Consider the following 16,971-nt stretch of genomic DNA (forward strand, 5'->3'; position numbering starts at 1 on the left):
ATAGTGTGTGCCGCATGCGTGAACTGGGCCGGGGTTTCGGCTATCTGGTGAAGGGACAGCGCTGGGTCGCCCAGCACGGCAAGCAGTTCGGGTGGGGGCTCCTGCCGGGGCTCATCACCCTCGTCCTGTACGCGGGTGCGCTCGTCGCGCTCGTGCTGTGGGGCACGGACCTGGTGTCCTGGGCGACGCCGTTCGCCGACGACTGGTCGGACCCGTGGAGCGGCCTGTTCCGCGGCTTCCTGACCGCGCTGCTCTTCGCCCTGGCACTGCTCCTGTCCGTGGTGACCTTCACCGCGGTGACGCTGGTGATCGGCGAACCCTTCTACGAGTCGCTGTCCGAGCAGGTCGACATCTCCGTCGCCGGGTTCGCCCCCGAGTCCGGACTGCCGCTCTGGCGCGAGTTGCTCGTCTCCGTACGCGACAGCCTGCGCATCGTGGTGCGGGCCGCGGTGTGGGGCGTGCTCCTGTTCGGCCTCGGCTTCCTGCCGGTCGTCGGCCAGACCGTGATCCCCGTCGTCGGCTTCTTCGTCACCGGCTTCTTCCTCGTCGAGGAGCTGACGGCGGTCGCGCTCGCACGCCGTGGCGTACGGCTGCGCGACCGCCTGGCCCTGCTCCGCGCCCGCAAGACCCTGGCCTGGGGCTTCGGCGCCCCGCTCGCGGTCTTCTTCCTGGTGCCGTTCGTCGCCGTGTTCCTGATGCCGGGCGCGGTCGCCGGGGCGACGCTGATGGCGCGGGACCTCATGGGCGAGACCACCGACGACCCCGACGACCCCGACGACCCCGACAACGCCGACGACCCCGACGGCGCCGCGGACCCGGCGGACCCCGCGGGTACGGCGGGCGGCGGTGCGGGTGTCACGGGTGCCGTGGGCGGGGCCCCGCACCCGGCGGGCGGCGGCGCCCCTACCGGCCGCTAGCGACCACGGCCGTCACGACGATCCGCCGCACCTGCCCGATGATGTCGACGCGGTTGCGCACGAACTCCGCGTCCGTGACCCGACCCGTCGCCGGGTCGGTGTTCCCGGCGCCGAACTGGAGCACCGGCGTGTGCACATGACCGCCGGGCAGCCGGTCGTGCAGCCCGAGGCGGTCGCGCAGGAGCGTGGCGCGGTACGCGATCTCGTTGGACAGGTAGTCGCCGCCGCCGCCCGCGCGGGCCGTCGAACCCGGCGTCGGCCCGTCGGGGCGCTGCACCGGCGTGGTGCCGCCCGCGGGGATCTCCGTCACGGCCGTGTTGTCGTACACGGGGAAGCGCCCGGTGTCCGCCGCGACGATGTCCTTGTACGGCAGCGTGGTCGTCGTCCACTGCGGCTGCGATGCGGGGTCGGACACCGGGACGGTCTCCGTCCGTGACAGGTTCTCGTTGTCCCCGAACCCGCCCCGCCAGGCCCCGTTGGTCCGCTCGATGTCGAACTTGCCGACCCGGCCCTGGCTCACGGTCGTGAACAGGTCGACGTGCGGCAGCTGCCGCCGGAGCACCCGCTCCACCGTGCCCCGCTCGAAGTCCGTCCAGCGCACCGGGAACACGGCCGTCTCGATGCGTACGGGCCCCTCGGCGGTCCGTACGACGGTGCCGTCCAGGGCGAGCGCGGTGGCGCCCGAGGGGTTGCTGATGCGGGTGTCGCGGTCGAGCGTGAACGGGTCGAAGCCGGTCACGAGGACCCGCTTGACTCCCTTGCCGCCCTTGCCCTTCGGGTAGCGGACGGTGTCCTGGCCGCGGGACGTCGTCTCCAGGTCCGCGAGCAGCCGCTGCCGCCGTGCGTCGTCGAGGCCGAAGCCGCGCGGCTCCCAGGCGCGCAGCGCCCGCGTCATCCCGAGCCGCGCCCAGTACAGCGGCCGGTCGTCGTCCTTGCTGAGGTCGCCGCGCACGGGGCCGCGGCCCTGCGCCCGGTCCACGGCCCGCCGCCACAGCGACTGCCCCTCGTGTCCGACCAGGTGCCGGGCCTGCGCGTAGGAGCGGACCCGTTCCAGGTCCCGCGCGAAGCCGGGCGCCACGCCGTCGAATCCGCTGCGCCGCAGGATCTCCTGCGGGGCGGCACGGTCCAGGCGCTGCTCCTCGACGGTGGGCGCACCGGCCCGCGCGGTGTCGGCGGCCGCGGCGGGCGGGACGAGGGCCCCGGCGAGCAGCACGGCACCGAACACGCCGCAGGCGCCGAGCCGGCGGCCTGATATCCCGGGGGTGGGGGACGAAGCCACGTGAGTCCTTCCGTTGCAGGTGAGATGGCGGAAGTATCCCGGGGCGGAAGCGTTCGGCGCCATGCTTTGCGGCGCCGAAAAGTGCGGCGACGGCCACCCACCGCCCCGAGCCGCCCGACCAGGACCTGGCCCACGAGGACACCAGGTACGCCCGGCACTTGCGGACCGAAACTGACCGCAAGCCTCCCTAGGTTCGGGGACATGACGAAGACACCGCAGCACCAGAACGCCCACGAGAACGCCCACCAGAACGCCCACCAGGACCTCCACCTCGTCGCCGGCGCCACCGGCACCGTCGGCCGCGAGGTCGTCCGCGAACTCCTGGAGCGCGGGCAGCGGGTCCGCGCGCTGACCCGCGACGCGTCGAAGGCGTCGTTCCCCGAGGGCGTCGAGGCGGTCCAGGGCGACCTGCGCGAGCCCGCGGGCCTCAAGGCCGCCCTGGAGGGCGTGACGGGCCTGCACCTGATCACCTTCTCCGGCGCCTACGAACCCCTCGCGACCGGGCCGGAGATCCTCGCCCTGGCCCGCGCGGCGGGGGTGCGCCGGGTCACCGTCCTCAACGGCGGCGGCCCGTCGCCGCTGGAGGACGCGGTGCGGGCGGGCGAGCTCGACTGGACCGTCGTCATGCCGGTCGAGTTCATGGCGAACAGCCTGGAGTGGGCGGAGCCCGTGCGCGCCGAAGGCACGGTGCGGGCACCGTTCGTCGACCGGGTCAGCGCGTTGGTGCACGAGGGCGACATCGGGGCGGTGGTCGCCGTCGCCCTCACCGAGGACGGCCACGCGGGGCAGGAGTACCTCCTGACGGGCCCCCAGGCGCTCACGGTCACCGAGAAGGTGGCCGTGCTCGCCGAGGCGCGCGGCGGCGACATCGCGCTCGTCGAACTCACGGAGGAGGAGGCCGCCGCGGGGATGCGGGCCGAGGGGCACGACGAGAGCACGATCGCCTGGCTGCTCGACGTCTACAAGAACACTCCGCCGGAGGGCCGCACGGTCATCGACACGGTGCCCCGCGTCACCGGGCGCCCGGCCCGCACGTACACCGACTGGGCCCGTGAGCACGCCGAGTCGTTCCGATAGGCCCACACGCGCGGGCTCACAAGCGCAGGCCCATATAAGCGGGCCCACCTGCGCAGGTCCGCTCGCGCAGGCCCGCGCACGGGCCGCCCGGGGCCCGCCGCCCGTCCGCTAATCCCGCGGCCGGGCGGCGGTCACGGCCCGGTAGGCGATGTCCGCGAGGTGCGACTGCCCGTCCTTGCTCGGGTGGAACCAGTCCCAGTGGCTCAACTGGTCCCCGTCGAAGCGGAAGTCGAACACGGCCCCGCCGTCGTACCGGCAGCGCAGGTCCTTGGCGCACACGTCCTTCAGCACCTTGTTGTACGCCACGACCCGGTCCTGCACCGACTGCCGCCGCTGGGTCGCCGCGCGGTCCATGGAGTCCGCGTCGGCCAGCATCGACGCGCAGATCCCGAGCTTCCACACCTGCTTGCCCAGCTGGTTGGTGCGCCCCTCGGACCACAGGCGCTTGAGGTCGGGCACGCTGGAGACGTACACCTGCGCCTTCGGCCGGGCGCGCCGCAGGGTGCTCAGGGCGTCCCTGAAGTCGGTGCGGAAGTCGGCGACGGAGGTCATGTCGTCGGCCGACGAACGGCAGGCGTCGTTGGCGCCCACCATCACCGTCACGAGTTCGGGGTCGCGGGCCGCGGCCCGGGTCATCTGGTCCGGCAGGTCCGCCATCCGCGCGCCGGTCTTGGCGTGGTTCCAACTGTGGGTCGCCGCCCGCTGCTTGCCGAGCAGCCGCTGCGAGAGGCTGCGCACCCCCTCGTCGCTGCCGGTGGCCCAGGACACCTCGGGGCAGTCGGAGAGCACCGAGCAGGCGTCGAAGCCGCGGGTGATGGAGTCGCCGACGGCGGCGACGGAACGCGGTGAGGTGTCCCACACCCGGGTCGGCCCGGGCGCCGCACGGTCCTGCGCCGAGGGTCCGCCCGGTACCGGGGAACCGTCGCCGGACGCGTCGCACGCGGTGAGCGTCGCGACGCCGGTGAGGGCCGCCGTCGCGAGGGCGACGGCGGCCCGTTTGCGGTGCCGTGAATTCCGCATCGTCGTCCCCTTTGTGTCGCCTCTGTCGTCCAACGTGACGTCACCCGAGCCCTCCGGGTTGCGTCCCGTCGCCTGCCCTTATGTCCCTGAACCGCCCCTGGGACACCCAACCGGGGGTTCATGGGCCTCCCAGCGAGTGAAACCTGGGAGTTTCCCGGCCTGCGGACCGACCGTACGTCACACTCCTTGCCTCGCCGCACGGTAGCCTCGCCACCCAGTGGCACCCGGTTTTCTCGGTTCCGCTAAATTACATCACGTCACATCTGTCCCCTTTTCTTGACTTTCCCCGCTTTTGGGGAATATCGCTCGGCACGGGCGCGAGGCCGCTGGGGAAGGCGCACCTCGTCCCACACTGGAGGTCCCGGTGACGACACGTGGAGTTCTGTACGTGCACTCCGCACCGCGCGCGCTGTGCCCGCACGTCGAATGGGCCGTCGCGGGCGTACTCGGCGCACGCGTCAGCCTCGACTGGATCCGACAGCCCGCGGCGCCCGGCACCTGGAGATCCGAGTTCTCCTGGAAGGGCTCGGCGGGCACCGCCTCCAAGCTCGCCTCCGCGCTGCGCGGCTGGGATCTGCTGCGCTTCGAGGTCACGGCGGAACCGAGCACGGCCGCCGAGGGCGAGCGCTACAGCGCCACTCCCCGCCTCGGCATCTTCCACGCCGTCACCGGCATCCACGGCGACATCCTGATCCCGGAGGACCGGCTGCGCGCGGCCCTCGCCCGCTCCCAGCGCGGCGAGGGCGACCTGGAGGCCGAGATCGCGGGGCTCCTCGGCAAGCCCTGGGACGACGAACTCGAACCCTTCCGGTACGCGGGCGAGGGCGCCCCGGTGCGCTGGCTCCACCAGGTCGTCTGAACCCCGGGTACGGGATGCAGGTACGGGACGCAGGCACGGTATGCAGGTACGCGATGCAGGTACGGGAAAGGCCCACCCGGCGGGACCGGGTGGGCCTTTCTGCGCTACCTGTGTGGTGCGGGTGTCCGACGGTGACTACACCGTGCGGAAGGCGAGGACCACATTGTGGCCGCCGAAGCCGAACGAGTCGTTCAGGGCCGCGATCGTGCCCTCGGGCAGCGCCCGCGCCTCGCTGCGGATGATGTCCGCGTCCACCTCGGGGTCGAGGTTCTCGATGTTGATGGTGGGCGGAGCCATGCGGTGGTGCAGCGCGAGGACCGTGGCCACGGTCTCGATGCCGCCGGCGCCGCCGAGGAGGTGACCGGTCATCGACTTCGTCGAGGCGATCGCCATGTGGTCGACGTCGTCGCCGAACGCCTGGCGCAGCGCCTTGATCTCACCGATGTCGCCCTGCGGGGTCGAGGTGGCGTGCGCGTTGATGTGCGCGATCTCGGCGGGCTTCAGACCGGTGTTGTCGACCAGGTTCTGCAACGCCTGCGCGATGCCGTTGCCGGACGGCTCGGGCTGCGTGATGTGGTGGGCGTCCGCCGAGATGCCCTGGCCGACGGCCTCCGCGTAGATACGGGCGCCACGGGCCTTGGCGTGCTCCTCGGACTCCAGGACGACGACGCCCGCGCCCTCGCCGAGCACGAAGCCGTTGCGGTCGACGTCCCAGGGGCGGGAGGCGCCCTGCGGGTCGTCGTTGTTCTTGGACATCGCCATCATGTTGCCGAACGCGGCGATCGGCAGCGGGTGGACGGCCGCCTCGGTGCCGCCCGCGACCACGACGTCGGCGCGGCCGGTGCGGATCATCTCGATGGCGTAGCCGATGGCCTCCGCGCCCGACGCGCACGCCGAGACGGGGGTGTGCACCCCGGCGCGGGCGCCGAGGGTGATGCCGACGTTCGCCGCGGGCGAGTTGGGCATCAGCATGGGGACGGTGTGCGGCGAGACGCGGCGCACGCCCTTCTCCCGCAGTACGTCGTACTGGTCGAGGAGGGTGGTCACGCCGCCGATGCCGGAGGCGATGACCGCGCCGAGCCGGTCGGGCTCGACGGTGTTGCCCTCTTCGCCGGCCTTGCCGGTGAAGCCCGCGTCCTTCCAGGCCTCGTCGGCCGCGATCAGCGCGAACTGCGCCGAGCGGTCGAGCTTGCGGGCCTGCGGACGCGGAATGATCTCGGTCGGTTCGACGGCGATCTGGCCGGCGATCCGGACCGGCAGGTCAGCGGCCCAGTCCTGCTCGAGAAGACTGACCCCGGAGCGCCCGGCGAGCAGGCCCTCCCAGGTAGAGGCCGCGTCGCCACCCAGCGGTGTGGTTGCGCCGATACCGGTGACGACCACGGTGCGATTGGTCGAGTTCACTGGATTTCTCTCTCCACGGTTGGTTCAGATGCGGATGCGGCGGCGCCACCGCCGGGTGGCGGCCGGCATGAGCCCGGACGGCGCGAGACCCGGTCATCGGGCTCGAGCCGGAATCAGGCCTGGTGCTCCAGGATGTACTTGGTCGCGTCGCCGACCGTCTTGAGGTTCTTGACGTCGTCGTCCGGGATCTTCACGTCGAAGCGCTCTTCGGCGGCGACGACGACCTCGACCATGGACAGCGAGTCGACGTCCAGGTCGTCGGTGAAGGACTTGTCCGTCTGGACGTCCTCGACCGGGATGCCGGCGATCTCGTTGACGATCTCGGCGAGACCGGCGACGATCTCTTCCTGAGTGGCGGCCATGTTGGCGCTCCTTCGTGTGTATCCAGAGGGTGTGACGGCATCCGCGCGGATCCGAAGATCCCCACGGGTGCCTAGGGGAGGGTAACGACCGTGGCGGCGTACACGAGACCCGCCCCGAAGCCGATGACGAGCGCGGTGTCGCCGCTCTTCGCCTCACCGGTCGCCAGAAGCCGCTCCATCGCGAGCGGGATCGAGGCGGCCGAGGTGTTGCCGGTGGTCTCCACGTCACGGGCGACCATGACGTGCTCCGGCAGTTTCAGAGTCTTCACCATCGAGTCGATGATCCGCATGTTGGCCTGGTGCGGGATGAAGACGTCCAGGTCGGCCGCGGTGATTCCGGCCGCGTCGAGGGCCTGCTGGGCGACCTTCGCCATCTCGAACACGGCCCAGCGGAACACCGCCTGGCCCTCCTGCGTGATGGCGGGGAACTTCGCCGGGGCGACGCCGCCCTCGCGGTACGCCTCCCAGGACTCGGTCTGCTTGATGGTCTCGGACTTGTCGCCCTCCGAGCCCCAGACCGTCGGGCCGATCGCCGGCTCCTTGGCGGGGCCGACGACGACGGCACCGGCGCCGTCACCGAACAGGAAGGCCGTCGCGCGGTCCTCCAGGTCGGTCAGGTCGCTGAGCCGCTCCACGCCGATCACCAGAGCGTACTCGGCGGACCCATCGGTGATCATGCCCTTGGCGAGCGTGAGGCCGTAACCGAAGCCCGCGCAGCCCGCGGAGATGTCGAACGCGGCGGGCTTGCCCGTACCGAGCTTGTCCGCGATCTCGGTCGCCACGGCCGGGGTCTGCTTGAAGTGCGAGACGGTGGAGACGATCACGGCGCCGATCTGCTCGGGCGTGATGCCCGCGTCGGCGATCGCCTTGCCGCCGGCCTCGACGGACATCGCGGCCACGGTCTCGTCGGGGGAGGCCCAGTGCCGGGTCGCGATGCCGGAGCGGGAGCGGATCCACTCGTCGGACGAGTCGATCTTCTCCAGGATGACCTCGTTGGGCACCACGCGCGTCGGGCGGTAGCCACCGACGCCCATGATGCGCGCGTACGCGGCGCCCCGACTCGGCTTGATCTTCGCCATGCTCTCCAGCTCCTTCTCAGACATCCGCCGCGTCGGCGGTGCCGGCGGCGTCCGCGGCGGCCGTCTCGGCGATGAGCTCGCGGGCGGCGTCGAGGTCGTCGGGCGTCTTCACCGCGAGCGTCCTGACGCCCTTCAGGGCACGCTTGGCGAGACCGGTGAGGGTGCCGCCGGGGCACACCTCGATGAGCGCCGTCGCTCCCAGCTCCTGGAACGTGTCCATGCACAGGTCCCAGCGGACCGGGTTGGCGACCTGGCCGACCAGGCGGGCCACGACGTCGGAGCCCTGCGTGACGGCCTTGCCGTCCCTGTTGGAGAGGTACGTCAGCTTCGGGTCGGCGACGTCGAGGCCCTTGGCGGCCTCCTCCAGCGTCGCCACCGCGGGAGCCATGTGGTGCGTGTGGAACGCGCCCGCGACCTTCAGCGGTACGACCTTGCGCACGCCCTCGGGCTTGTCGTCGGCGAGCGCGGCAAGCTGCTCGGCGGTGCCGGCGGCCACGATCTGGCCCGCGCCGTTCACGTTCGCCGGGGTCAGGCCGAGCCTCTCCAGGTGCGCGAGGGTGACCTCGGGGTCGCCCCCGAGCAGCGCCGCCATGCCGGTCTCGGTGACGGCCGCGGCGTCCGCCATGGCCAGGCCGCGCGTGCGGACGAAGCCCAGGGCGGCGTCCTCGGAGAAGACTCCCGCGTACGCGGCCGCCGTGATCTCGCCGACGCTGTGCCCTGCGACGGCGCCCGGCCGGATGTCACCGAGTGCCGCAGAGGACAGCAGTCCGGCAGCGACCAGGAGCGGCTGCGCCACCGCGGTGTCACGGATCGCGTCCGCGTCGGCCCGGGTGCCGTAGTGGGCGAGGTCGAGCCCGATGGCGTCCGACCAGGCGGCGAGCCGGTCGGCGGCGCCGGGGAGGTCGAGCCAGGGAGTCAGGAAGCCGGGCGTCTGAGCGCCTTGGCCGGGAGCGACGAGTACGAGCACTCTCACACTCTCTCTTGTGGACAGTACGAACCGCCCGTGGGGACAGGGACGAAGAACAGCTGAGGGAATTGTAGAGCCCCGACAAAGAGTCAGGCCTGGTGATCTCCGTCGGCGAGACGTCCCAGGATCAGCGCGATCCGCAGCGTGAACGCGGACCGCACATCCGAAGGCGACCATCCGGTGACGTCAGTCACACGTCGGAGCCGGTAGCGCACGGTGTTGGGATGCACAAAGAGCATCCGGGCGGCGCCCTCCAGGCTGCTCGCCTGTTCGAGATAGACGCTGAGCGTCTCCAGGAGCGCGGACCCGGCCTCCTCCAGTGGTCTGTAGATCTCCTCCACCAGCTGATCACGGGCCGCCGGGTCACCCGCGATGGCGCGCTCGGGCAGGAGGTCGTCCGCGAGCACCGGGCGCGGTGCGTCCTGCCAGGCGCCGCACGCCTTCAGGCCCGCGGCCGCGGCCTGCGCGGAGCGGGTGGCCGCCAGCAGGTCGGGCACGATGGGCCCGGCCACCACCGGACCCGTCGCATACGGTCCGATCAGGGCTTTCGCCACGGCCAGCGGATTGTCGTCGCCGCCCGCGATGACGACGAGCCTGGTGCCGAGCACACCCGTGAGGACCTGGAGCTTCGCGTGCCGGGCGGCCCGGCGGATGGCCTCGACGGTGAGTTCGCTGTCACCGTCGGGCGCGGTGCCGAGGACCACGCAGACGTGGTCGGGCGAGTTCCAGCCGAGCGCCGCGGCTCGGGAGACGGCGCCCTCGTCGGCCTCCCCGGAGAGCACCGCGTTCACCACGAGCGACTCCAGGCGCGCGTCCCAGGCACCGCGTGCCTCGGCGGCCTGCGCGTACACCTGCGCGGTGGCGAAGGCGATCTCGCGGGCGTAGACGAGCAGCGCCTCGCGCAGGACCGACTCGTCGCCGGGCGCGGCCACCTCGTCGATGGCCGACTCCATGACCTCGATGGTGGTCCGCACCATCTCCACGGTCTGCCGCAGCGTGATCGCCCGGGTCAGTTCGCGCGGCGCCGTGCCGAAGACGTCCGTCGAGATCGCCTGCGGGGCGTCGGGGTGCCGGAACCACTCGGTGAACGCGGCGATGCCGGCCTGCGCGACCAGGCCGATCCAGGAGCGGTTCTCCGGTGGCATGGCCCGGTACCAGGACAGCGTCTCGTCCATGCGCGCGATCGCCTGCGCGGCCAGGCTGCCGGACGACTTCTCCAGACGTCGGAGCGTGGCGGCGTGCGCGTGCGCGCGGCCGCCGCGCGGGGAGCCGGCACCGGCGGCCAGGTGGGCTTCGTTCGCTGAGGGTTCGGGCACGGGGACAAGACTGCCTTATCGGGACGGCGGCGTGCGGGGCCGGGTCTACCGTGGGGGGCGTGATTGATGTCCGGCGCTCCGGTGAGCGGTATCCGGGAGGCGATCCCGCGGCGGGGATCGCCTCCTTCCACGCCTTTTCCTTCGGGCCCCACTACGACCCCGACAACCTACGCTTCGGCGCGCTGCTCGCCTGCAACGAGGAGCACCTCGCGGCGGGCGCGGGCTTCGACGAACACCCGCACAGCCACACCGAGATCGTCACCTGGGTCGTCTCGGGCGAACTGACCCACCGCGACTCCGCGGGCCATGAGTCCGTCGTCCGCCCCGGCGACGTGCAGCACCTCAGCGCGGGCTCCGGGGTCCGGCACGTCGAACGCAACGCGGGCCCCGAACCGCTGGTCTTCCTCCAGATGTGGCTGGCCCCCGTGCGGCCCGGCGGCGATCCCGTGTACGACGTCGTCCGCGGCATCGCCGACTCCACCCCCTACGCCGTCCCGGCCGCGGGCGCCCTGCTGCACGTACGCAGGCCGGCCCCCGGCGAACGCACGGCGATCCCACCGGCCCCGGCCGTGTACGTCCACGTGATCCGCGGCGAGGTGTCCCTGGGCGAGGAGGAACTGGCCCCCGGCGACGCGGCCCGCGTCACCGGGGAAGCGGACCTGGACGTCATCTCGTACGCGGACAGGGCGGAACTGCTCCTGTGGGAGATGTCCTAGCCCGCCGGACCCGCCCCCTCCCGCGCACCGGACTCAGAGCTCGGCGAGCACCGCGTCCGTGAGGACCGGCCACACCTCGACGGCCCACTCCCCGAAGGCCCGGTCGGTGAGCGCCACACACGCGACCCCCGCGTCGGGATCGACCCAGAGGAACGTCCCGGCCTGCCCGAAGTGCCCGAAGGTACGGGGGGACGACGAACCCCCCGTCCAGTGCGGCGACTTCCCGTCCCGGATCTCGAACCCGAGCCCCCAGTCGTTGGGGTTCTGGTGCCCGTACCCCGGAAGCACCCCCTTGAGCCCGGGGTGCACCACGGACATCGCCTCCGCCACGGTCCGCACGTCGAGCAGCCGGGGCGACTGCACCTCCGCGGCGAACCGCACGAGGTCGTCCACGGTCGACACCCCGTCCTTCGCGGGCGAGCCGTCGTCGGCGAGGAACGTCGAGGCCATCCCGAGCGGTTCGAGCACGGCCTGCCGCAGGTAGTCGGCGAAGGGGATGTCGGTCGCCTTGGCGATGTGGTCGCCGAGCACCTCGAAACCGGCGTTGGAGTACAGCCGCCGCGTCCCCGGCTCCGCCGTCACCCGGTGCTCGTCGAAGGCGAGACCGCTGGTGTGCGCGAGCAGGTGCCGCACGGACGAGCCGGGCGGCCCCGCGGGCTCGTCGAGCTCGATCGCCCCCTCCTCGTACGCGACGAGCGCGGCGTACGCGGTGAGCAGCTTGGTCACCGAGGCGAGGGCGAAGCGGTGCCCGGTGGGGCCGCGCGTCCCGGCGACGGTGCCGTCCGCTCGGACGACGGCGGCGGCAGCGGTCGGTACCGGCCAGTTCTCGATCAACGCCAGGCTCTGCATGGGCACGAGCCTAGGCGCCCTACAGCTTCAGCTGCATATAGGGGTCGGGCTTGCGGACGAAGCCGAGCGAGGCGTACAGGCCCTCGGCGTCGGCCGACGTGGTGAGGCCCACCTGGCGCGCGCCGCGCTCGCGGAACCACGCGAGGAGTTCCTCCACACAGGCGCGGGAGAAGCCGCGGCGGCGCATCCCGGGGTCCGTGGCGACGCTGAAGACGTACCCGGCGACGCCGTGCGGGTTGCCGGAGCGGCCGATGCGGTACTCCAGGGTGCCCACCGCTGTCGCCGCGAGGCCGCCGGGCCGCTCGGGGTGGTCGACGGCGAACACCGCGAAGTCGCCCCCGGGCTCGGCGAGGCGCCGGCGCAGGGTGGGCAGGGACGCCGCCTGCCAGTCGGTGACGGACGCCGGCGGCAGCGTACCGTCGAGCGTGCGCACGGAGTCGATCATCACCTGGCGGAGCCTGACGACTTCCTCGGCGTCCTTCGGTTCGGCACGGCGTACGAGACTCATGGGGCGCACGCTAGCCAGTGGCTCCCCGCGCCGTCCTGCGATTTTCCCTTGCTTGGAGTGCACTCCAAGGACCTAGCGTGGGGCCATGACGGTGATGGAGACAACCCCCGCACCCGCCCGGGACGTGGCAGGGCCAAACGCCTGCGCGACACCCCCGCCTCCCCACCCGCGCCCGGACGGACGGGACCACTACACGATCAGCGAGGTCGTCGCGGTGACCGGTCTGACCGCGCACACCCTGCGCTGGTACGAGCGGATCGGCCTGATGCCGCACGTCGACCGCTCCCACACGGGCCAGCGCCGCTACCGCAACCGCGATCTGGACTGGCTGAACCTCGTCGGCAAGCTGCGCCTGACCGGCATGCCCGTCGCCGACATGGTGCGCTACGCCGAGCTGGTGCGCGAGGGCGAGGAGACGTTCGGGCGGCGCCGTGAACTGCTCGAGCGGACCCGCCGCGACGTACTGGCCCGGATCGCGGAGCTCCAGGACACGCTCGCCGTCCTCGACCACAAGATCGACATCTACTCCGACCACCCGGCGGGCGCCGCACGGACCGGGGCGCGGTAGGAGTAGGAGCCCGGGAGCCTCACAGCTCCGCGAGCAGCTCCGCCTTCTTCGTCGTGAACTCGTCGTCGGTGAGCAGGCCCGCTCCGTGCAGCTCGCCGAGGTGCCGGATGCGGTCGGCGATGTCGGCGGGGTCGCGCCGCCCGGCCGGGGCGGCGGCGGGGATCACGGCGGGGGCGGGGCCCGAGGCGCGCACCGCCGCCAGGACCGACGCGGCGAACGGCAGCGACTCGTGCACCGGGCCGTAGCCGAGGCCGAAGACGACGGCCGCCGGGTCCTGGTCGGCCTGCGCGGGCCGGTTCGCCGCGTCGCGTGGCAGCAGCCGCAGATGGCCCTCGAAGACCTCGGGGGAGCGCCACTCGACCCCGCTCAGATCACTCACCTGGAAACTCTGGTCGCCCGCCTTCCACTTCGCCGACGAGGCCCCCGTCCAGAACCAGCGGAAGGCCACCGACTTGCCGTCGAAGGACGCCTTGCCGTCGTACGCCTTGAACTGCAACGGCGCTTCGGGGGCGGCCACCAGATGGCGCTCCGCGGGCTCGTCGCCGGCCGCGGGGAGCACGGCGCGCAGTTCGTCCGCGTAGTACTCGGCGAGCGTCTCGCGCTCCGCGGGCAGCACAAGCCGGTACGGATCGGAGCCGTCCTTGAGCTGTCCCGCCGCCGCCTCCATCAACGGATCGGCGCCCTGCCTCGGCACGGCGTGCAGAACGGCCGTCCCGCGCTTGCCCGGTGTGAGCGTCACCTCCGCGATCGCCTCATGGGGGATGCGGCGCTCGCCGAGAGCGTGGAACAGCTTCGGCGTGCGGATCCCCCGTTCGAAGCGGATGAGCACGGAGTCGGTGTCGAACTCCCAGGCGGCGTGGAATCCGGCCAGTACATCACCCATGCGGCTCATCGTATGCGGCACGAGCTTCTCCGTCTCTCCCGCGGCGGGCCGCTGTTTCATCGATTTCTACGCGCGTCAGGCCGCTGACGTAGCGGAAATACCTTCCCGGCAGGCCGCATCTCCACCGGCACACCGCACTCCGTCGTAGCCGCCCACGCCGATCTCGGCGAAGTTCCTGAGGCTGTCCGTGCCCGGCTCGAAGTAACCGGTGTGCCCCCGCGCCCGGTCGGCGGACACCACGCGCGCGCCGAAGCCCGCGGAGACGGGGTCGGCGCCGTGGCCGAGCCCCCCGACTTCCATGTGCGGCACATCCTGGATCCAGTCGTCGTTGTCCCGTGCGGCCCAGATCCGTGCCCGGCTGCCGAGCCCCGACGCGCTGTCGGAGCGCATGCCGGGGCTGCCGGCGACCGCGATGTCCGTGACCCGCGGCGGCAGCCGGTGGGCCGCGACTCCGCACACCACGGAGCCGTAGCTGTGGCAGTACAGCGCCACCGGGGTCCGGCCGGGCAGCGCGCGTACCAGTGAGTCGAGGCGCTCGGCCCCGTCGTCGGCGCGCATGGACGTGGCGGCGTCCACACCGAGGCCGACGGGCGTCGTGTAGTCGGCCCAGGCGATCACGGCGGTACGGGTGCCGGGGCGGGCCCCGCGCTCCGCGCCGTACAGGGCCTGCGCCATGCCGACGGGCGCCGCGTACTTGCGCTGGGTGCGTTCGAAGGTGAGGACGTTGGTGTCGACGCCGGGCACCACGACCGAGACCCTGCGGGCCCGGGAGAGGTCGCCGATCACCTCGGCCATGCGGCCCGACCCCATCGGATCGAAGGCGAGGACCTGCCGGTGCCGCCGCATCATCACACCGAAGCGCTTCATCCGGCGCTCCGCCGTCTGCTTGCCCACCGGCGAGAGGCGGTTGTCGCGCATGCGGTCGCGCTCGACCCTGCGCGCCTGGTGCAGGGCGATGCGGTTCGCGCGGTAGCGCAGCTCGACGGGAGCGCCGTTCATGTTGCCGACCGCGAGGGGGTAGCGGGCGGCGAGCCTGGCGCTCTGACGTGCGGTGAGCGAGGCGAAGAAGTGCGCGAGCCGGGCGGCCGGGGCGTCGGCGTCGGGCAGGTCGCGCCCGTCGATGCGGCCGCGCTCCCAGGCGGAGAGCGTGGCTTCGAGCGGCGACGCGTCGCCTCTGTGCTGGCGTACGGCCGTCCAGCCGGTGGTCGCGAGCATGATGAACACCACGGTGAGCGCGAGCAGAGCGCGCCAGACACCGAGTTGGGGGGATGAGTCGAAGGAAGTCACTGCGGGACACCCTAGGAGAATCGTGATGCTCCCCGTGCACGGGGTGAGGCAGATCACGTTTCCAGGGGGGTGATTGTGGTGAAGCGGACACTTCCCACGCGCTCTCGTCACGCTCTGTGGGCGGCGCGTGCGCGGGGCGGCCGGCCCCTCGGGCCTTGCGCCAGCCCTCGCACCAGCCCTTGCGCCAGTCCTCGCGCCCCGTGCGGTCGGAACCCCCAGGGGCGAACCCGGACGCCTGGCCCCGGCCTCTCGACGAGGGCGCTCCGGGTCCGCTCGGGGGGCTTTCGCCTATCAGGGTGAGCCTGGCGGGAAGCCCTTCTCGCCGCCGTGCCCCACGGTCGAGAGTGGCGTCAAGTGAGCGACACGACACGGGTGTTGCCCGATGACACGGGGGTTGATCCACATGCGTACGACCACGCGTTCCGTCCGGCCCGCAGGCGCGGCCGTCCTGGCCCTGACCGTGGCGGCCCTGGCCGCGGCACTCACGGCGCCCACGCACGCGGGCGCCGCGGGGCCCGGCACCGCGGGGCCGCCACGGCTCGGCAGCTGCGGCCCGGGCGAGCTGTGCCTCTGGCAGAAGCCGGGCTTCCAGGGCAAGCGACATCTGCACGAACTGGCCGGCACGGACATCGAGAGCTGCATCCCGCTGCCCGCGGGGAGCGGCGCGCAGTCCCTCGCCAACCGCACCGGCCGTCCCGTCACGACGTATCAGTCGGCCGAGTGCGAGGAGACGGCCGAGTTCCACACCTATCCGGGCGGCGGCACCTGGGTGCCCGAGTCGCCCTACCGGGTGCGGGCGGTCAAGATCTGGGAGCGCTGAGCGGAGGCTCGCCGCCGCACCCGCCGGGGTCCGCGGCGGGGGCCCGGCGGGGCGCGGGCGCGGCCACGAGGGCGCCGGCCAGGGTGTCCACCTGCGCGCGCAGGGCCGTCACCTCCGCCGTGAGGGCCTCGATCGCGGCGGTCCTGCGGCGCTCCTCGGCGTCGTCCTTCTCGAAGCGGGCGATGAACCACGCCGCGATGTTCGCCGTGACGACACCGAGGAGGGCGATGCCCGACAGCATCAGGCCGACGGCGAGGATCCGGCCGAGACCGGTCGTCGGGGCGTGGTCGCCGTAGCCCACGGTCGTCATCGTCGTGAACGACCACCACACGGCGTCGCCGAGCGTCTTGATGTTGCCGTCGGGCGACTCCCGCTCCACCGAGAGCACGGCGAGCGAGCCGAACATCAGCAGGCCCACCACCGCGCCCACGACATACGTCGTCAGCTTGATCTGCGACGCCATCCGGGCCCGCCGTCCCACGAGCAGCAGCGTGGAGACGAGCCGCAGCAGCCGCAGCGGCTGGATCATCGGCAGGATCACGGCGCACAGATCGAGCCAGTGCGTGCGTACGAACCGCCCGCGGTGCCCGGCGAGCGCGAGCCGCACCAGGTAGTCGACGCCGAAGGCGCCCCAGACGAACCACTCCACGGCGGCGCAGGCGCCCGTCACGGCGCCGCTCGCCCCGGGCCGCACGATGGGCACGGCGTAGGCGACGGCGAACGCCACGGCGAGGGCGAGCAGGGGGCGCTGGGTGCGGCGCTCCCAGCGGATCTGCGCCGGCCGCGCGGCTTCCGCCGCCCGCGCAGGTTCCGGCGGCTGCCCCGATTCCGGCTGCCCCGTTCCCGGCAGCTCCGCCGAGCCAGGTGGCTGCGCCGAGCAAAGCGCCCGCGCCGATCCCGGTGGCTGTGCCGTCTCATCCTTCATGGGCGCATCGTAGGAAAAGCAGTCGCGGGGGGGGGGGCCCCCGGGGGGGCCCCCCCCCCCCCCCCCCGGGGGGGGGGGGGGGGGCGGCGGCCGCCCGCCCCCCCCCCCCGGGGCCCCGGGGGGGGCCCGCCCGCCCAC

The 16,971-nt window shown here is 72.8% G+C and carries 18 protein-coding genes; 6 read left to right on the forward strand and 12 right to left on the reverse strand.

The window, feature by feature from the left end:
* Positions 1–14: 14 nt before the first annotated feature.
* Positions 15–917, forward strand: a complete 903-nt coding sequence (locus tag ACH4DX_RS02860; RefSeq protein WP_398153744.1) for an EI24 domain-containing protein — start codon at positions 15–17, stop codon at positions 915–917.
* On the opposite strand, the gene ACH4DX_RS02865 is transcribed toward ACH4DX_RS02860, so the two are convergent.
* Complete coding sequence (locus ACH4DX_RS02865; protein WP_398154166.1) at positions 904–2,142, reverse strand: pyroglutamyl peptidase; 1,239 nt, start codon at positions 2,140–2,142, stop codon at positions 904–906. The genes ACH4DX_RS02860 and ACH4DX_RS02865 overlap by 14 nt on opposite strands.
* A gap of 255 nt (positions 2,143–2,397) precedes the next feature.
* Here ACH4DX_RS02865 and ACH4DX_RS02870 point away from each other — a divergent pair, with 255 nt between their 5' ends.
* Positions 2,398–3,273 (forward strand): NAD(P)H-binding protein, encoded by an 876-nt coding sequence (locus tag ACH4DX_RS02870; RefSeq protein ID WP_398153745.1) that lies wholly within the window; start codon positions 2,398–2,400, stop codon positions 3,271–3,273.
* 108 nt (positions 3,274–3,381) lie between these two features.
* Here the strand turns inward: ACH4DX_RS02870 and ACH4DX_RS02875 are convergent, their stop codons facing one another.
* Positions 3,382–4,293, reverse strand: coding sequence for an SGNH/GDSL hydrolase family protein (locus ACH4DX_RS02875; RefSeq protein WP_398153746.1), 912 nt, complete (start codon positions 4,291–4,293; stop codon positions 3,382–3,384).
* Positions 4,294–4,657: 364 nt separating this feature from the next.
* Here ACH4DX_RS02875 and ACH4DX_RS02880 point away from each other — a divergent pair, with 364 nt between their 5' ends.
* Entirely contained in the window at positions 4,658–5,152 is a 495-nt protein-coding gene (locus ACH4DX_RS02880) for a DUF3145 domain-containing protein (RefSeq protein WP_398117210.1), read from the forward strand.
* Between the two features lie 135 nt (positions 5,153–5,287).
* Here ACH4DX_RS02880 and fabF read toward each other — a convergent pair whose 3' ends face one another.
* The 5 genes from fabF to fasR form a co-directional block, all read right to left on the reverse strand.
* Positions 5,288–6,553: a beta-ketoacyl-ACP synthase II gene (gene fabF, locus ACH4DX_RS02885; RefSeq protein WP_398117212.1), complete on the reverse strand. Its 1,266-nt coding sequence runs from the start codon at positions 6,551–6,553 to the stop codon at positions 5,288–5,290.
* A gap of 113 nt (positions 6,554–6,666) precedes the next feature.
* A complete protein-coding gene (locus tag ACH4DX_RS02890) occupies positions 6,667–6,915 on the reverse strand; it encodes an acyl carrier protein (RefSeq protein WP_398117214.1) in 249 nt (82 codons plus the stop codon).
* A gap of 71 nt (positions 6,916–6,986) precedes the next feature.
* The gene (locus tag ACH4DX_RS02895) at positions 6,987–7,994 is read right to left on the reverse strand and encodes a ketoacyl-ACP synthase III (protein ID WP_398117216.1); all 1,008 of its coding nucleotides are present in this window, start codon (positions 7,992–7,994) and stop codon (positions 6,987–6,989) included.
* 16 nt (positions 7,995–8,010) lie between these two features.
* Positions 8,011–8,961, reverse strand: coding sequence for an ACP S-malonyltransferase (locus tag ACH4DX_RS02900; protein ID WP_398117217.1), 951 nt, complete (start codon positions 8,959–8,961; stop codon positions 8,011–8,013).
* Between the two features lie 89 nt (positions 8,962–9,050).
* Positions 9,051–10,247 carry a fatty acid biosynthesis transcriptional regulator FasR gene (gene fasR / locus ACH4DX_RS02905; RefSeq protein WP_398154167.1) on the reverse strand — a complete coding sequence of 399 codons (1,197 nt, stop codon included), beginning with the start codon at positions 10,245–10,247 and terminating at the stop codon, positions 9,051–9,053.
* 89 nt (positions 10,248–10,336) lie between these two features.
* Here fasR and ACH4DX_RS02910 point away from each other — a divergent pair, with 89 nt between their 5' ends.
* Entirely contained in the window at positions 10,337–10,993 is a 657-nt protein-coding gene (locus tag ACH4DX_RS02910) for a pirin family protein (protein ID WP_398153747.1), read from the forward strand.
* A gap of 33 nt (positions 10,994–11,026) precedes the next feature.
* Here the strand turns inward: ACH4DX_RS02910 and ACH4DX_RS02915 are convergent, their stop codons facing one another.
* Together ACH4DX_RS02915 and ACH4DX_RS02920 are read right to left on the reverse strand one after the other, a co-directional pair.
* Positions 11,027–11,842 carry a serine hydrolase domain-containing protein gene (locus ACH4DX_RS02915; protein ID WP_398153748.1) on the reverse strand — a complete coding sequence of 272 codons (816 nt, stop codon included), beginning with the start codon at positions 11,840–11,842 and terminating at the stop codon, positions 11,027–11,029.
* 19 nt (positions 11,843–11,861) lie between these two features.
* A complete protein-coding gene (locus ACH4DX_RS02920; RefSeq protein WP_398153749.1) occupies positions 11,862–12,350 on the reverse strand; it encodes a GNAT family N-acetyltransferase in 489 nt (162 codons plus the stop codon).
* 85 nt (positions 12,351–12,435) lie between these two features.
* On the opposite strand from ACH4DX_RS02920, the gene ACH4DX_RS02925 reads away from it, so the two are divergent.
* Complete coding sequence (locus ACH4DX_RS02925) at positions 12,436–12,918, forward strand: MerR family transcriptional regulator (RefSeq protein WP_398153750.1); 483 nt, start codon at positions 12,436–12,438, stop codon at positions 12,916–12,918.
* A gap of 19 nt (positions 12,919–12,937) precedes the next feature.
* Here the strand turns inward: ACH4DX_RS02925 and ACH4DX_RS02930 are convergent, their stop codons facing one another.
* Positions 12,938–13,801, reverse strand: coding sequence for a DUF4429 domain-containing protein (locus ACH4DX_RS02930; protein WP_398153751.1), 864 nt, complete (start codon positions 13,799–13,801; stop codon positions 12,938–12,940).
* A gap of 75 nt (positions 13,802–13,876) precedes the next feature.
* On the reverse strand, positions 13,877–15,088 hold the full coding sequence (locus tag ACH4DX_RS02935; RefSeq protein WP_398153752.1) for an alpha/beta hydrolase: 1,212 nt from the start codon (positions 15,086–15,088) through the stop codon (positions 13,877–13,879).
* Between the two features lie 403 nt (positions 15,089–15,491).
* Here ACH4DX_RS02935 and ACH4DX_RS02940 point away from each other — a divergent pair, with 403 nt between their 5' ends.
* On the forward strand, positions 15,492–15,908 hold the full coding sequence (locus ACH4DX_RS02940; RefSeq protein ID WP_398153753.1) for a peptidase inhibitor family I36 protein: 417 nt from the start codon (positions 15,492–15,494) through the stop codon (positions 15,906–15,908).
* Here ACH4DX_RS02940 and ACH4DX_RS02945 read toward each other — a convergent pair.
* Positions 15,889–16,833 (reverse strand): potassium channel family protein, encoded by a 945-nt coding sequence (locus ACH4DX_RS02945; RefSeq protein WP_398153754.1) that lies wholly within the window; start codon positions 16,831–16,833, stop codon positions 15,889–15,891. The two genes, ACH4DX_RS02940 and ACH4DX_RS02945, sit on opposite strands and share 20 nt — an antisense overlap.
* Positions 16,834–16,971: the final 138 nt, after the last annotated feature.

The sequence above is a fragment of the Streptomyces sp. NPDC017940 genome (genome assembly GCF_044328435.1).
Classification (GTDB): domain Bacteria; phylum Actinomycetota; class Actinomycetes; order Streptomycetales; family Streptomycetaceae; genus Streptomyces.

Bases quoted from the DNA above. Each gene is read 5' to 3' on its own strand.
- ACH4DX_RS02930 (WP_398153751.1), bottom strand. From the start codon at position 13,801: ATGGGTGATGTACTGGCCGGATTCCACGCCGCCTGGGAGTTCGACACC.
- ACH4DX_RS02870 (WP_398153745.1), top strand. From the start codon at position 2,398: ATGACGAAGACACCGCAGCACCAGAACGCCCACGAGAACGCCCACCAG.
- ACH4DX_RS02895 (WP_398117216.1), bottom strand. From the start codon at position 7,994: ATGGCGAAGATCAAGCCGAGTCGGGGCGCCGCGTACGCGCGCATCATG.
- ACH4DX_RS02925 (WP_398153750.1), top strand. From the start codon at position 12,436: ATGACGGTGATGGAGACAACCCCCGCACCCGCCCGGGACGTGGCAGGG.
- ACH4DX_RS02915 (WP_398153748.1), bottom strand. From the start codon at position 11,842: ATGCAGAGCCTGGCGTTGATCGAGAACTGGCCGGTACCGACCGCTGCC.
- ACH4DX_RS02860 (WP_398153744.1), top strand. From the start codon at position 15: ATGCGTGAACTGGGCCGGGGTTTCGGCTATCTGGTGAAGGGACAGCGC.
- ACH4DX_RS02890 (WP_398117214.1), bottom strand. From the start codon at position 6,915: ATGGCCGCCACTCAGGAAGAGATCGTCGCCGGTCTCGCCGAGATCGTC.
- ACH4DX_RS02875 (WP_398153746.1), bottom strand. From the start codon at position 4,293: ATGCGGAATTCACGGCACCGCAAACGGGCCGCCGTCGCCCTCGCGACG.
- ACH4DX_RS02940 (WP_398153753.1), top strand. From the start codon at position 15,492: ATGCGTACGACCACGCGTTCCGTCCGGCCCGCAGGCGCGGCCGTCCTG.
- ACH4DX_RS02920 (WP_398153749.1), bottom strand. From the start codon at position 12,350: ATGAGTCTCGTACGCCGTGCCGAACCGAAGGACGCCGAGGAAGTCGTC.
- ACH4DX_RS02945 (WP_398153754.1), bottom strand. From the start codon at position 16,833: ATGAAGGATGAGACGGCACAGCCACCGGGATCGGCGCGGGCGCTTTGC.